The 15,049-nt window shown below is 37.5% G+C and carries 10 protein-coding genes; 2 read left to right on the plus strand and 8 right to left on the minus strand.

Annotated elements, in window-relative coordinates; genetic code table 11:
- Positions 1-13: 13 nt before the first annotated feature.
- The 4 genes from AABK36_RS23350 to AABK36_RS23365 form a co-directional block, all read right to left on the minus strand.
- The gene (locus tag AABK36_RS23350) at positions 14-715 is read right to left on the minus strand and encodes a cupin domain-containing protein (protein WP_309942537.1); all 702 of its coding nucleotides are present in this window, start codon (positions 713-715) and stop codon (positions 14-16) included.
- A gap of 96 nt (positions 716-811) precedes the next feature.
- Entirely contained in the window at positions 812-1,954 is a 1,143-nt protein-coding gene (locus tag AABK36_RS23355; RefSeq protein WP_309942536.1) for a chorismate transformation FkbO/Hyg5 family protein, read from the minus strand.
- A gap of 87 nt (positions 1,955-2,041) precedes the next feature.
- Complete coding sequence (locus AABK36_RS23360) at positions 2,042-3,763, minus strand: c-type cytochrome (RefSeq protein WP_309942534.1); 1,722 nt, start codon at positions 3,761-3,763, stop codon at positions 2,042-2,044.
- Positions 3,764-3,862: 99 nt separating this feature from the next.
- Positions 3,863-4,660, minus strand: a complete 798-nt coding sequence (locus AABK36_RS23365; RefSeq protein ID WP_309942532.1) for an IclR family transcriptional regulator — start codon at positions 4,658-4,660, stop codon at positions 3,863-3,865.
- Between the two features lie 478 nt (positions 4,661-5,138).
- Here AABK36_RS23365 and AABK36_RS23370 point away from each other — a divergent pair, with 478 nt between their 5' ends.
- Together AABK36_RS23370 and AABK36_RS23375 are read left to right on the plus strand one after the other, a co-directional pair.
- A complete protein-coding gene (locus AABK36_RS23370; RefSeq protein ID WP_309942531.1) occupies positions 5,139-9,155 on the plus strand; it encodes an SUMF1/EgtB/PvdO family nonheme iron enzyme in 4,017 nt (1,338 codons plus the stop codon).
- Positions 9,156-9,300: 145 nt separating this feature from the next.
- Positions 9,301-9,978: an Rpn family recombination-promoting nuclease/putative transposase gene (locus tag AABK36_RS23375; RefSeq protein WP_309942530.1), complete on the plus strand. Its 678-nt coding sequence runs from the start codon at positions 9,301-9,303 to the stop codon at positions 9,976-9,978.
- A 45-nt stretch (positions 9,979-10,023) separates the two neighbouring features.
- Here the strand turns inward: AABK36_RS23375 and AABK36_RS23380 are convergent, their stop codons facing one another.
- From AABK36_RS23380 to AABK36_RS23395, 4 genes are all read right to left on the minus strand, one after another.
- A complete protein-coding gene (locus AABK36_RS23380; RefSeq protein WP_309942528.1) occupies positions 10,024-10,965 on the minus strand; it encodes an MBL fold metallo-hydrolase in 942 nt (313 codons plus the stop codon).
- A gap of 264 nt (positions 10,966-11,229) precedes the next feature.
- Complete coding sequence (locus tag AABK36_RS23385) at positions 11,230-12,012, minus strand: hypothetical protein (RefSeq protein WP_309942527.1); 783 nt, start codon at positions 12,010-12,012, stop codon at positions 11,230-11,232.
- Between the two features lie 254 nt (positions 12,013-12,266).
- Positions 12,267-13,514, minus strand: coding sequence for an aminotransferase class I/II-fold pyridoxal phosphate-dependent enzyme (locus tag AABK36_RS23390; protein WP_309942525.1), 1,248 nt, complete (start codon positions 13,512-13,514; stop codon positions 12,267-12,269).
- Positions 13,515-13,740: 226 nt separating this feature from the next.
- On the minus strand, positions 13,741-14,958 hold the full coding sequence (locus tag AABK36_RS23395; protein WP_309942524.1) for a GTP-binding protein: 1,218 nt from the start codon (positions 14,956-14,958) through the stop codon (positions 13,741-13,743).
- Positions 14,959-15,049: the final 91 nt, after the last annotated feature.

The following is a 15,049-nucleotide window of genomic DNA, read 5'->3' on the forward strand; positions in this document are numbered from 1 at the left end:
AAGATTTTAATCATTATGATAGGCAGTCGTTGAAGATTGCTTTGTCGTTTGTGAATATGAGCCCGTCATTGTCATGGAAATTTGCGTATTCAGATACAATTGCTCCTTCCGGACCAGCCATCATGAAATGAGGAGCTTCCGGTCTGTTGAGCGTGTTCATTTGTCCTCTTTCGACTTTGATTGCTTTGTTGACATTTACAAAATCCGTCTGGCTTTCTGGTATACTAGGCAAATTCGCAGTTTCTCCTTCTTCTCCAAAACAGTAGATTGATCCGTGTCTCACATGCCATGTTTCCATTTTAGCAGGGAATTTCGTTTCAACATGCTTATGCTCGATGATCATTTGCCCCGGAAGCAAGTAAATCTCATGAGCGAAATAGCCAAATGTGTCAGAGTTGTGCCAAAAGACACCAGCCATGCCTGCGTTGATGAAATCACCTTGCCCAAAATCAGAGATAAATAGATTGTCCAATAGAAATTGGTCAGCAGGATAATCGAAACGTTTGAACATTTCTTTGTAAGCCTCTAGCGTTTTTGGCCCGGATAACACTCCATTGTCATAGAAATCTTTGTTCGAATAATTAGGAACGCTAGCATTCATTGAATTTGAGGTTTTAGAATTTTCATTTGAGAGTAAATTGGCTGAAGCTGTTCCAGCGATAGCCATTCCTGATAGACTTGCGATTGATTTTTTAAGAGCTGATCGTCTTTTCATCATAAAAAGGTTAAAAATGATTATTCAGTGTGTTGTTTAATAAATCGGATTTAGCAGTAAACAATATAAGGTGTTGATTACTAGCGTAAACAAACTTTATATATGATATACTCCTTCTACTTCCACCAGCAGATTATCTCTACAGATATCAGCTTGCGTGTAAATAGCTGGAATGTTAGGATATGCTTGGTTTATTCTTTTTTTGATAGTCTCAAGATCTTTGGTTTGTTTAATATATATTCTAAGCAATTGCAGATTCCCTTTGGAAAGCTTTGATAAGCCAGCTTTGATCAGATTCTCATTGCTAATGAGCTTTTCGATATTTTCTATTGTTATTTCAATTTGTTTGGAGCTTGAGTGAATTGCTTCGGATTTTTCTCCAAGTATAGCAGCTGTCCCTGATATGTAAATGCTATGAAAATTATCGAACTGTAAAGCTTTGGCTCTTTCAAATTTTGGGGTATGTTTTTTTTCAGGTTCCGATTCGGAGCATACGATTTCATTCGTGGAATATTTGTGAGCATCGATTTGAATAGGGTTGCTGATGGGAAGTGAGATGACTGAGGAATTATTCATTTCTTTCACAGCGATCAAGTCAATAGCAATGCCTCCTGCGCCTGCGCCGATGCCTGTAGCGGCAGGGTAGCCATTTTGCCATTTATAGCTCTTCCAAGCTGAATATCTTGCTTCATTGAAGGCTTGATAGTTTTGAGTGTCGTTTGCAAAACCTGTTATATTTTCAATATAATTCCATTGTCTGACAACATGTTCCCAATCTAGATTTTCGTGAAGCAGCATTTTGTGAATTTTATCGAAAACTTTAGATGCTGAATGTTCAGCATCATTTTCATATACCGAATGAACGCATCCAAAGTAATAATATGACGCTAATGAATTAGTATAAATGGCATAATTTATTCCTTTCCATTGTTTAAATCGAATCTGTGAGATGTCAGATTTCACTTGGGTTATCTCAAGAGTTAAATAAGCATCCAGAGGTTTTTGATAAATAATCGTAACAGCTGGAACAGCGTCTTGAAAACAAGAGTGTATGCTTTGAATAATACTTTTCTTGAATGAGCTGTTTTCTAATTTTGGGTCTAAGAAAATAACGATTTTGAGTACATGCTCATTTGAATTGCTATGAAAGCCATTGAGCGCGATATTCAATGAATTTAAAATGTCATTTTGACTATGATCATCTAATTTAACAACTTGATATGAAATTGTACTCTCCATCTTGATCTCCTTCACAATTTTTTAAAAAATAAGCTATATAATACATTAATAATCAGATGAACAAAGAAGTTCAGCTATTTACTATATTTATAAGGTCAGAACATAATTTATCAAGCATTCGAGATCTTCATCCGTCATATTATCTCCAATGCCATGTTTTTCATTTTTTAAGAATTCTTTCAACGTATAGCTTTTACCGTCATGGCCATAGGGAGCGGTTCTCCATACTTCTTTAAGTGTTGGTGTATTCCAACCTTCCTCAAATTCGATTCTTCCTATTTTATGCATTTTGTTGTCGGTAAAATATTCACCTGAATGGCAATGTCTGCAACTGGAATTTTCAAATATTTGCTTTCCTTTCAATGCGGATTCACTTAGTTTTCCATCTACTAGAAATGGGCTTGGCTGCGGCTTGAGACTTTTCAAATAAGCGTCAACAGCTTTGGCTTGGTTTTCATCAATAGTGGAGAACTGTATGTGTTGAAATCCTGCGCGAACCGCCGTTTCGGCATCTGATCTTATACCTGATATCATGCTGGGAGGTGTCGCATGCGCGTAAAGTAAGCTTTTTACATTTTTTGGATTGCCAATCCCATCATTTAACAGATCCCAATTCATGCCATCTGTGCGAGCGTCGCCGGGATGGCAACCATTGCAAGACTGCCAAGCTTGAAAGCAGTATTGAGCGTCATTGAAATAGCGTTCTCCCATGCGGGCATCAGATTCTTTCCAGCCTTTGTTGATGGCTAGAGAGTAATCATTGTGCTTGTCAAGCGGATCGATAATGTTCAGCGTATCTGAAAAGTAGGTTGGCACTAATATTTTTCCCTTATTGAATGTCAACAGCCGTGGTCCATTGCCCGAGATTTTTCTGCGTTCTCTTATGTCATTAAGAAATGTCAAGTCATAGGAGAGAGTTTCTTTATCAGGAGTATTGTTAAGCTTGTCAATAAATTCTTGATAGTTAATCAGGCTAATATCGTGCGTTCCTGAATGCGAAACAGCCATAATATTGTCTTTAAAATCAACGCTCCAAGACCCTGCGGCTCCATACTCAGGTTCGTCCAATAATATCGAGGCCACAAAACTTTGCTTGTCGACATCTATGATGCTTACGGCACTGGTGTTCATCCAACCTTGTTCTAATTGGGAAGTCGGTACTTGATGCCTTCCCAGATTATGAATGATCATGGCATATTTTCCATCAGGAGTTATTTTTATTGAGCGTAGAGCATTGCTTCCATTGCTTAAGCTGATGTCTTTGATTTTTTCAGACTTATCAATGTCTATTATGCTAACGGAAGCCGTTACAGTGTCAATGTCGGCTCTTGTTGCCGGCAAGAAATTAGTAACAAATAGGTATTTGCCATCTTTGGAAATATCGGATGAGAAAGGCTCTCGAATGACAGAAACTTTAGTCTCTTTCATATTCTCATCCAAACGAATGATCGAAATATTATTCTCGAATTGATTGCAGACAAAAAGTTTATTGCCATCGGAACTTAGCAAAGGAGCTTTGGCGCCAACACCAAGTTTGATTTTATTTATTATTTCGCCACTTCTTAAGTCTATGATTTGTAGCCAACCCATTTCGTAAGAAGTCGTAATGTAAGCTTTGTTGTCATTGAGACAAATGCCGGTTACAGGCATATCAAAATTCCATTCTTTTTCTATAGACCAATCCGAAATGTTGTAGGCGATGACGGATTGAGATGTTTTATTGGCGAAATAAGCGAGCTTTGAATCATCGGAAAGAGCTATTTGGACCGTGGAAAGAGGAGGCAAGCTTTTCTTCTCAAAATTAGTCATAGCAATGATATTGAATAAGCAAAAAGCGCCTATGCTAATGCTAAGTCTTTTTAAGACTGGGAATCTAAAAAAATGTGAGAACCTTGCCATATTGTTGAATTATGCTTTTTTGAAACCAAATTCTTTTGATATCTCCATCGCTTTTTGAGAAACTTGAGAGCCAACCTGTTCGAATGACTCTGAAGAAAGTCTTACTGAGGGAGCTGTTACCCAAAGAGAAGCGATAGGAAGACCATGTTGGTTGAAAATCGGCGCGCCAACACAATGCACTCCTTCATATTCTTCCGCTCTGTCCAACGCGTAACCTAGTTTTTTAACTTCATAGAGCTCTTCGCGAAATTGCTTTGGATCAATGATTGTATTGTCATTGAATTTTTCAAACTCAATTTGTTTAAGACAAGTCTCTCTCTCTTCTTCGGGCAAATAGCTCAAAATTGCTTTGCCCGGAGCAGAAGCGTGAAGGTTGATTCTTTTTCCCAAGCTTAATCGGAATGTAAACGGATGTGTGCCAATAGCTTGTTCTAGCAACACGACTTCGTTGCCATCCAAGGTTCCCAGTAGCACAGTTTCTTTAGTATCGTTTCGAAGTTTTCTCATATAGTTGAGAGCCTTTTCGACAAGACTTGTTTCCGATAGTGTGGCGAGACCTATATGCAGTAATTTTTTTGATAGAGAAAAAGTTCCTGTCTTATCGTTTTTCAGCAAATAGTTTCTGTCATTCAATGAAGACATGATTCTAAACAGGGAGCTTTTGGGATAATTGAGCTTTTCTTGAACTTCTGTGAGAGTCAAGCCTTCAGTATGCTCTGTAAGCAACTCTATTACATCCAAAGCCCTGTTTAGATTCGGAACAGAATATTGCTTCTCTTCTTGCGTTGAAGATTTGTTCTGTTTCATATTTAAAACCTTGTTTTTGTAATTTTACCCCTAATTAATCTTTTTTTCAAGTATTACGGGCAAAATATGCGCAACTAGAGCAAGTTGGAATATGCATGAGTTTGTCTTTCACATCTTTTAAGAGTTTTATTTCAAGATCGTTTTGCTGAAATAATTCTGTTTAGTTAGATAATTCTATTTATAAATTAGAAATAAATACAAAAATTGAATTTTTTGAGTTTTAACGGATTGACAACTTTCATTTTAACTGAATAAGCTCATTAACTTTTTTCTTGAAAATTTGAGAGTAAAAATTTTTACAAATTCCTAATATGGAACTTTGTTTTAAATAAGGATTTAGATAATTTAGTATCATAATGATTGATTTTAGGGTAAAATAATACTCTATTGAAGCGCATGAATCGTGAAAGTATTTAATCTTAAAATCTAAAATTAAAGAGATGCTATGGAGGGCAGTCACTTTTTAAATCAAATTTGTATGATACGATTTATTTTCATTTTTACCATTGGAATGATGATCTCTGGATTGTCATTTTCCCAAAACGTTCCAAATTACGATTTTACTCATGACATTATCAGGTATAAAGAGTCTTTTCGTAATCAAGCCAAATATGAGGATGATCCTTATTTTTCAGGTCCAATTCACAAAGGAGCAAGAGAATCTTTTGAATTGGATTTAACTGGGGTCGAAAGCATAACTTTCAAGACTGAAGGATATGAAAGTTCCAGAGGAGTTCATTCATTTTGGGGCCGGGTGAAATTATTTGATCAACAAGGCAAGTCAATTTGGTTGGATGATTTGGAGATATATGCGACAAAGTCAGGGTGGAAGCCAGTAACTAAGAATGCGAATTTGGTTGATGGCGATTTGCTTTCCGTAGATGGAGAAAAAATAGAACATGGTGTAATCGCTCACGCTTCAGGGTCTTTTACCGTAGATATTGGCGGTAAATATGCAAGAATGGAAGGTTTTGTTGGGTTGGATGATATAGGATCTGCTGAAAATGCGGTAGGCGTATTTCAGGTCAATTTGTCTCCAGTTGAGCCATACATTGAAAAGCTAAGAAACAACCATCCAAAAGAGATGGATATGTTTGAAAGATCCGGAGCAGGCAATCTTGAGGAATGGTTTAAAAGTGATAACGGACTCATTGAGAAAGGAGCTTGTTTGTCATTAGTAGATGAGTTGAAAGATCCTGCTTACTATCATGATAACGTAATGTCCTTGAGTCAATATAAAGGAGAGGATAAGGCCGTCAAATATTTGAGACTTTATGAAGACATTTTGAATGTTTTAAATCTGCAAAAAGAGCTAGAGTGGTTGAATGTTGAAAGCCTGCAACTTGCACTGGAAGATATGAAAGTTGAATTTCCTGATGCAGGCTTTGGTAATAAAATCAAAAAACTGAATAAGTTGCAGGTTGAGTTTGCTTCTCTTGAAGAAGGCTTGTATGCTGGCAACAGAGATACGATGGACAGCATAAGGGAATGGCTGGAATTTAAGAAAAGTGTTTTGTTGTCTCATCCTGAGTTGGCGAACGCAAGCATATTGGCGACGAAACATGATTTAGGCTATAAAGCTCGAAAAGTATGGGCGCCTTATATCGGCACACCTCCAAATAATTGGAGTTCGAATTCGTCGATTGTAATGCCAAGGGATCATCAAGTTGAAATTGTCATGCTTACGGATTTGGCATCCGGTGCAAATGTGGAGACGGTATACGCTCCCGAGGACGATAAAATGATCACTGATCTTGACTTGCATTGGGATGCGAATAGACTTCTTTTCAGTACAGTGAATGAACGTGACCGTTGGCATGTGTATGAACTTGATTTGAATACTAAGGCTGTTGAAAGACAAACTTCTGAAGAAGAGCCAGATATTGACTATTTTGAGGGTATTTATCTTCCCAATGGAAAAATAATGACGGCATCCACTCTTGGGTATAACGGTGTTCCTTGTGTTGATGGATCTGATGCTGTGGCAAATTTGACTTTGGTGGATCCAAAAGAAAAATCCATGAGAAGGTTGAATTTTGGCCAAGACAATGATTGGGATCCTGTGGTATTGGATAATGGAAGAATCATGTACTTGAGATGGGAGTATACAGACAATACGCACTATTTTTCAAGAGTATTGATGCATATGAACCCTGACGGGACAGGAAAAAAAGAGTATTATGGGGGAAATTCATATTGGCCTAATTCCATGTTTGACGCTCGCCAGTTGCCGGGAAAAGGAAATCAAGAATTTGTAGCTGTCGTTTCCGGTCATCATGGCATTGCAAGATCGGGAAGATTAGTCTTGTTTGATCCTGCAAAAGGCAGACATGAAGATCAAGGCGTTGTGCAAGAAATACCATTCAGAAATCGCAAAGTAGTTCCTGAGATCAAAGATGAATTGGTAAATGACGTATGGCCTCAGTTTTTGAAACCTTATCCTGTTACGGACAAGTATTTTTTAGTGACAGCGAAGTTGAGACCAGATGCTCTATGGGGATTATATCTGGTGGATGTTTTTGACAATGTGACCTTGATTAAAGAGTTTGAAAAAGGCGGTATATCCGAGGCTACAATCTTGAAGAAAAGAAATATGCCTCCGGCAATACCTGAGAAAATCAAAAGCGAAGATAAAGAGGCTACGGTTTATATTCAGGATATTTATGAAGGAAGAGGTTTGCCGGGTGTGCCAAAAGGCACTGTCAAAGAGCTAAGGATTGTTGCTTATGAATATGCCTATAGAAAATCAAAATCGGATCATGACGCTCATGGAATCCAATCAGGATGGGATATGAAACGAGTATTGGGAACTGTGCCAATTGAAGAAGATGGATCGGCAATGTTCAAAATCCCAGCGAATACGCCGATTACTCTTCAGCCTCTGGACGAGGAGGGTAGAGCGGTTCAGTTAATGAGATCATGGCTGACTGGCATGCCTGGAGAAGTTGTCTCTTGCGTAGGTTGTCATGAAGAACAAAATTCAGTTCCATTGCCTAAGCCAACAATTGCTTCTCGCAGAAAACCAAATAAAATCGATGAGCCATCTGATGGAGTGCATCCATTCACATTCAATTTGGATGTTCAGCCTATTTTGGATAGAAAGTGCGGTAGTTGCCATGATGGAAAAAAAGACATGTTGGATTTTGTTACGAAGGAAAAAGTGGAGTATAACAATTTGAGAAAAAGTTATCTTGCTTTGCATCCGTTTGTGAATCGACAAGGGCCTGAAGCAGATATTCATGTGATGAAACCCATGGAATACCATGCGAGTACAAGTGAATTAATCAAAATTCTTAAGAAAGGACACTATAATGTCGAACTGGATAGCAGTGAGTGGAACAAGCTATATACTTGGATTGACTTGAACGCCCCTTATCATGGAGAATTTAAGAATGTGAACACATATGCCAATAATAATCAAATTAGCAGAAGACAAGAATTGGCTCAAAAATACAGCAACGTGGAAGTTGATTGGCAAGAAGAATTGACGAATTATGAAGAGCTGATCAGCGGTTTAGATAAAATTGCTCCAATTATGCCTAAGGCTGAAGATGTGGTCAAAACGAAAAAAGTGAAGGTCAAAAACTGGCCTATGGATTTAGAACAAGCTCAAAAGCTTCAACAGAGACTGCAAGACAAAGAATTAGTCTTGGAAATTGGAAATGGAATGTCAATAAAATTCGTGAAAATTCCTAAAGGTGAATTTGCAATGGGCAGTAATCAAGGAAGACATGATGAAATGCCAAAGCATAAAGTTGAAATAGAAGAAGAGTTCTGGATGGGACAGTTGGAGATCTCCAATGCCCAGTATAAAGCAATTGTGCCGGAGCATGATAGTAGATATATTGCACAACAATGGAAAGATCATGTAAATCCTGGATATCCAGCCAATAAAGATAATCAGCCTGTGATAAGGGTTTCTTGGGAAGAGGCAATGGATTATTGCGAGAAGTTGAGTGAAATTACGGGTTACGATATTACTTTGCCAACCGAAGCTCAATGGGAATGGGCTTCTCGCTCTGGTAGCGCTAATGATATGTGGTTTTTTGATTTGAATAAGAACTATGGGAAGTATGAGAACTTGGCCGATTCCTCTTTGGCGGATATGGCAGTAATTGGAGTTGATCCACAGCCAATGGCTTCTAATGATCCTAGAAGAAAGTATTGGGATTTCCTTCCTCGAAACGCGTCGGTTGACGATGGAAATATGATTGTTGCTGAAGTTGGTGAATATTTGCCTAACCCTTGGGGACTTTATGATATGCATGGTAATGTGGCCGAATGGACATTGTCGGACTATAAGCCATATCCATATATGGAAAGCGATGGAAGAAACAATGGTGAAAATGGCAACATGAAAGTCGCAAGAGGAGGATCTTGGAAAGATAGACAAAAGAATGCTTCTGCTTCTACCAGAAATAGCTATGAGTCTTGGCAAAAAGTCTCTAATGTCGGTTTCAGGTTAGTTATAAATATGAAAAGCGATAGCGAGTAGACTGAAATTATATTGAATGACTTATTATGAAATCTCTATATGTAAGTATGGAGATTTCGTTTTTTGAGCTGATCCTGATTAGCGCACTATATTTGCGAAATCAAAATTGATAGAGTATTTTTAGAATAATCAAATAGGATTAGTCATGGTCGAAAAGTTCATCAATCCACTTACAAGTTTTGGGTTAAATAAATTATTTGGTACAGAGGAAAACAAGGATTTATTGATTGATTTTTTAAATCAGTTGTTGCCCGAAAAGCATCAAGTTAATGATTTGTCTTTTTACCAAAATGAAAACTACACCAGACCCCTTGAAGACCGAGAAGCGATAATCGATTTGTATTGTGAAAATCAAGGGGGAGAAAAAATTATTGTTGAGCTACAATTCCTTAATCAAACAAATTTCAAAGACAGAAGCTTGTATTACGCTTCGTTTCCGATTAAAGAACAGGCAAAATCAAGTTTGAATTGGAAATTTGACCTTAAAGGCGTTTATACCATAGGGATTATGAATTTTACTTTTGATGAGTATAAAGACAGTCCCGAAAGATTGCTTCATAAGATCCAGTTCAGGGAGCTTGGTTCCAATGAAGTCGCTTTTGATAATTTGACTTTTCTGTATCTTGAAATCCCGAAGTTTAATAAGCAACTTAATGAATTGGAAACCCGTTTTGACAAATGGCTTTATTTGTTGAAAAACCTTAGTCAATTGAATGAAAGACCTGATGAGTTGCAGGATAGAATATTTCAGAAGCTTTTTGATTTGGCGGAAATCGAAAAGTACAATTCGCAATCATTACAAGATTATCGAGCTTCGCTTTAATAATTGCAATATTATCAAATTTGATGCAGTCATTTAAATCAAGTATTACACGAATGACGAACCTAATATCTTTTTGCGTCGAAACTCTTCATACTGCTCATTGTCATGTGAGCAAAGTATTGTAATATTCTTTTCAGACTCCATGAGTCTATTGAGCCAATCATATTGGGCGATAAGCTGATCCGCATTTTCAATAACCCAAGGAGCGTTTTTAAGTTGATGATTTCGGATATTTTCCATAGTCCAGCCACTATCTATGCTGTGGATAAACTCTTTGCCGTTTTGAAGTCGCAGATAAAACATCTTTGAGTCGGGAGTATGTCCGGGAGCTTTGAATGCCACAATTCCCGGTGCCAACGGATAGTAATTGGCAAAATCACCGATAATGAACTTATTGACATTTTCTTGGCTGATGTTTACTGAGGGTTTGTGAGGAGAAAGGTACATCATATCGGCAGTGCTCTTTGATGCCCAAGTTTTAGGAGCTAAAGTGTCAAAATGTGGCGATCGAACGACGCCAGCAACATGATCCGCATGATAATGCGAGAAAATAATCATATTGGCTTTGAGCAAGGCTTTATTAACTTCTTGAAAGTTGTCATTATAAAAGTACTTGTCTTCGCCGGTGAATTCTCGGTGCGTCTCCAAGTCCATACCAGAGTCAAGCATTATTGAACCCTTGGGGTATTGTATTTGGTAGGCTGTTCGCGCTAATGTAATAATTCTATGAGGATCTCCTCCTTTGAGAACTATGCTTGCTTTTCTCAATGCGTCGGCGACTTTGAGCACATTGATTTGCTTTGGTAGTTCTCCAGGGATCGCTGTTGATAATTGCCTGATTCTATATAAGTCAGGATTAAATATGCCGTTGTTTTTACTAGCGTAAAATTCACGATCTTCGGAGTCCCCTCCGAAAATAGCATTTGGTATTGACGTTGAGGATAAACCTAGTATCGAAGATATCTTTATGAAATCCTTCCTATTCATATATGTTTGTTCAATTGTAAAACTAGACTAGTGAAAAAATTAAACCAAATAGGTCTTCGACTATTAAGAGAAACATAAAATAGATTCAATGAATGGAAAAATACTTGAATGTAGAGTATTTTTATGAGTTGGAGGAAATTTATCAAAAACAAATAATTTGCAAATGATATTGTGATTTCTAAAAAGACGCATTTTGTTATGTTTTATGCGCCTTTTTTCAAGTACTATTCTATCTATTGCCTAAGAAAAATAAGCTTGCCTGAGCTACTTTCTTCGTATTCCGCGATGATTTATAAAGAATCGATAGCGAAACTCATCAGGACTCAGATTAAATACATCTATGTCACCATTGTCATGCACCAACATGACGTCATATCCTGTGCCTTGTCTCCATACCAATTTGTCAGTGCCTGAAGTTCCTTCAGAGAAATTATAGGCGCTTCTAATAAAATCATTTATGTCATTAATATCCAAAAGAGACTCTGCTATAGGCAATATAAGCGTTTTGTTCGGGTCGATAGATTCAAAAGTGAATTCTACTCTGCCGAAATCATAATTATCAAGCCTTTCAGCATGCAAAGTGATATCATATTGGTTGCTGTTACTTAAGTTGCCTATATAACTTCTAGTTACAATTTCACCTTCAGAGAATGAGATCCCATTGTCATAATATGTGCTAACCAAATGTTTATTGACAACGAATTCATATTCGGAGCTTCCGATGACATTAGCGGTGAAAAATATGCTGGCTAATATATCATTAGCATTTTTGTCAGATTGAACTAAAATTTGATAATTAACGGTCTGTCCTTGATATTTAGGAGGCATTGCATGCACGATGCTTAAAGAGTCTCGATGAGTTCTATCAAGATCAATAGTCTGCACCAAAGAATCGTTCATATAAATTTTTGCTTCCGCATTTTGCATTGCTTTATTGAGCGTAAATGCCATGAAGGTGTACACGCCCGGACTTATTTCATAAAATGATCTGCCCATTTCTATTTTCAAATCAGGCTCACTGTCATTGGAAGAATTGCATGCAGTCATTAATAAAAAAATAATAGACAAGGGGTAGACCCATTTATTAGTGACGAAATTTAGTGATTTAGCTATCATGTGATACTTTTTTATCTGATAACTGCGATGCTAGATGTTTGTTAGTGATTTGTAGTGGATGAGCTTCTAAAATAAACTTTAATTAAAAATGAAACTGATGAAAAAAAATAACAGCAGAGTGAATCATGCTGTTATTTTTTGATTATTAAAATCTAATAGAATGTTGGTATGGATTATTTTAGAAATTATTGCGGCATATATTCTTCTATGCCTCCCATTTTATATGTGCCGGCATTTAATTTATCAGCAATCGCTTCAAATGCGGCAATAGTTTCTTCCACATCTTGCATAGTATGAGCGGCAGTAGGGATGAGCCTCAATAAAACTTGGCCTCTTGGTATCATAGGAAAAGTAACAATAGAGCAGAACAGATTATAATTTTCTCTAAGATCCATGACCATGTTTCCTACTTCTGTCATGTCGCCATTGAGGTATACTGGAGTTACCGGCGATTCGGTCGTGCCTATGTTAAACCCTCTTTCTCTTAAGCCCTCCTGCAGTGTATTTACTATTGCCCAAAGCTTGTCTTTTTGAGGACTGTTTTTCAGCATTTCCAAGCGCTTTTGGTTACCAATAACCAATGGCATTGGAATTGATTTCGCGAAAATTTGGGAACGTGTGCTATATCGCAAGTATCGTATGATTTTTTCTTTGGAGGCAACGAAAGCGCCAATACTTGCCATAGATTTCGCAAAAGTGGAAATATAGACATCCACTTGGTCTTGCACATCCAAATATTCGTCTGTTCCCGCTCCTGTTTTTCCCATAGAGCCAAATCCATGCGCATCGTCAAGCAATATTCTAAATTGATATTTTTCTTTAAGCGCGCAAATCTCTTTTAGTTTGCCTAAGTTGCCTGACATGCCGAAAACCCCTTCAGTGATAATCAAAATGCCCCCGCCAGTCTCTTTGGTTATTTTTTCGGCTCTTTTCAGCTGAGTTTCTAAATTCTCGATATCATTGTGCTTGTACACAAAGCGTTTGCCTAAGTGAAGACGCACTCCATCGATGATACAAGCATGCGATTCAGCATCATAGACAATGACATCATTTCGATCAACTAACGCTTCTATCACAGAGAATACACCTTGATAACCAAAATTTAATAGCATCGCGTCTTCGCGCTTGGTGAATTCCGCCAAGTCTTTTTCCAGCTTTTCATGATACTTTGTGTTGCCTGACATAATACGAGCTCCCATTGGCGAGGCAAGTCCCCAGTCTTTAGTTGCCTGAGCATCTACTTCCCGTATTTCCGGATGATTAGCTAAGCCTAAATAACTATTGAGGCTCCAGTTTAAAATTTCGCGACCTTGGAATTGCATTCTTGGTCCGATTTCTCCTTCTAGTTTTGGAAACATAAAATATCCTTCATGCACGTCCCAGTATTGACCTAGGGGAGTATTCTTTGCGTCTAATTTATTAAAAATATCCAAAATTAAGTTATTTAATTTATTTAAAAAATGTATTGATGAGAATAGTAAATTACTATTTTATTGCAGGATGCACAAAATTAATGCCTATTAATTAGAGTGAGAACATATTTGATATATGTTTAAATAGTGCAAGTTTTGAAATTAAAAAAGATAGAAGTGTTAATCGCTGTGGGGAAGGAAGATGAACTGTTGTATTGGTCATCTTCCAAAAATTATTGCCCTTTGATTATTGCAGGGCATGAACTCTTTGGACAGGCCAGTAATCGTTATAACCGCTTTTCCAATTGCCTGATGCTATATCTTGATCTGATAGCAAGCATGCGTCAAGATCCGAACGAATTTCTTCTTCATTCATATCTTGTCCGATAAATACTATTTCGTTTTTACGATCTCCAAAAGTTTTATCCCAATTTCCTTCGATTTGACTTTGATTTTCGATGAACGACAAGTATTTGATTCGTTTGTCATATGGCATACTGCTCCACCATACTCCTGCGCTATCAGCTTTTAAAGAACCGCCAGCTTGACTCCAAACTAATGCTTGCTCAGGCCTTGAGGCTAACCAAAACAGTCCTTTGCTTCGGATAATGGTGCTAGGGAACTTAAGTTGTACATAATCCCAGAAGAGAGCTGGATCGAATGGTTTTTTGCTTCGATATACAAAAGAAGAAATTCCGTACTCTTCGGTTTCGGGGGTATGTTCGTCTTTGTTTAGTTCTTCTATCCATCCGGCACTTTGTTCTGCCTCATCAAAATCAAATAGTCCAGTATTTAAAATTTCCTTAGGATCTACTTTGCTGTAAGTCGATTCAATAATTTTAGCAGATGGATTAAGTTTTTGAATGGCTGCTTTTAATACGCCCAGATGCTCGTCTTCGACTAAATCTGTTTTATTTAGGATGATCACATTCGCGAATTCGATTTGGTCTGTCAATAGATTCACAATTGTGCGAGAATCGCCTTCTATGTCTGTAAGTTCCCTATCCATCAAGGTTTCAGGGCTACCAAAATCCTTGAAAAAGTTGAAAGCATCAACTACTGTCACCATAGTGTCAACATAGCTGAAACGTGAAAGATCTATTCCATTTTCTTCATCAACAAATGAAAATGTCTGAGCGACAGGAACTGGCTCGCTAATGCCAGTGCTCTCTATGAGCAAATAGTCGAATCTATTTTCTTTAGCCAATCGCTCTACTTCAACCATTAAATCCTCTCGCAAAGTGCAGCAAATGCATCCATTGCTCATTTCCACAAGTTTTTCCTCAGTTCGTGAAAGCGTATTTTCGTTTTTTACCAATTCAGCATCCACATTAACTTCGCTCATGTCATTGACAATAACGGCGACTTTTAGACCTTCTTTATTGTGCAGGACATGATTCAACAAAGTGGTTTTTCCCGCTCCAAGAAATCCACTCAAAACAGTAACAGGCAGCTTGTTATTCATATTGTTATCATTTATTATTGCAACTATGTTGCAATAATAGGTTTAAGCGCAAGATAATGCAACTTAATTGCAGTTAGATTTAAGGTTGATA

The sequence above is a fragment of the Aureibacter tunicatorum genome (assembly GCF_036492635.1).
In the GTDB taxonomy this organism is placed as follows: domain Bacteria; phylum Bacteroidota; class Bacteroidia; order Cytophagales; family Cyclobacteriaceae; genus Aureibacter; species Aureibacter tunicatorum.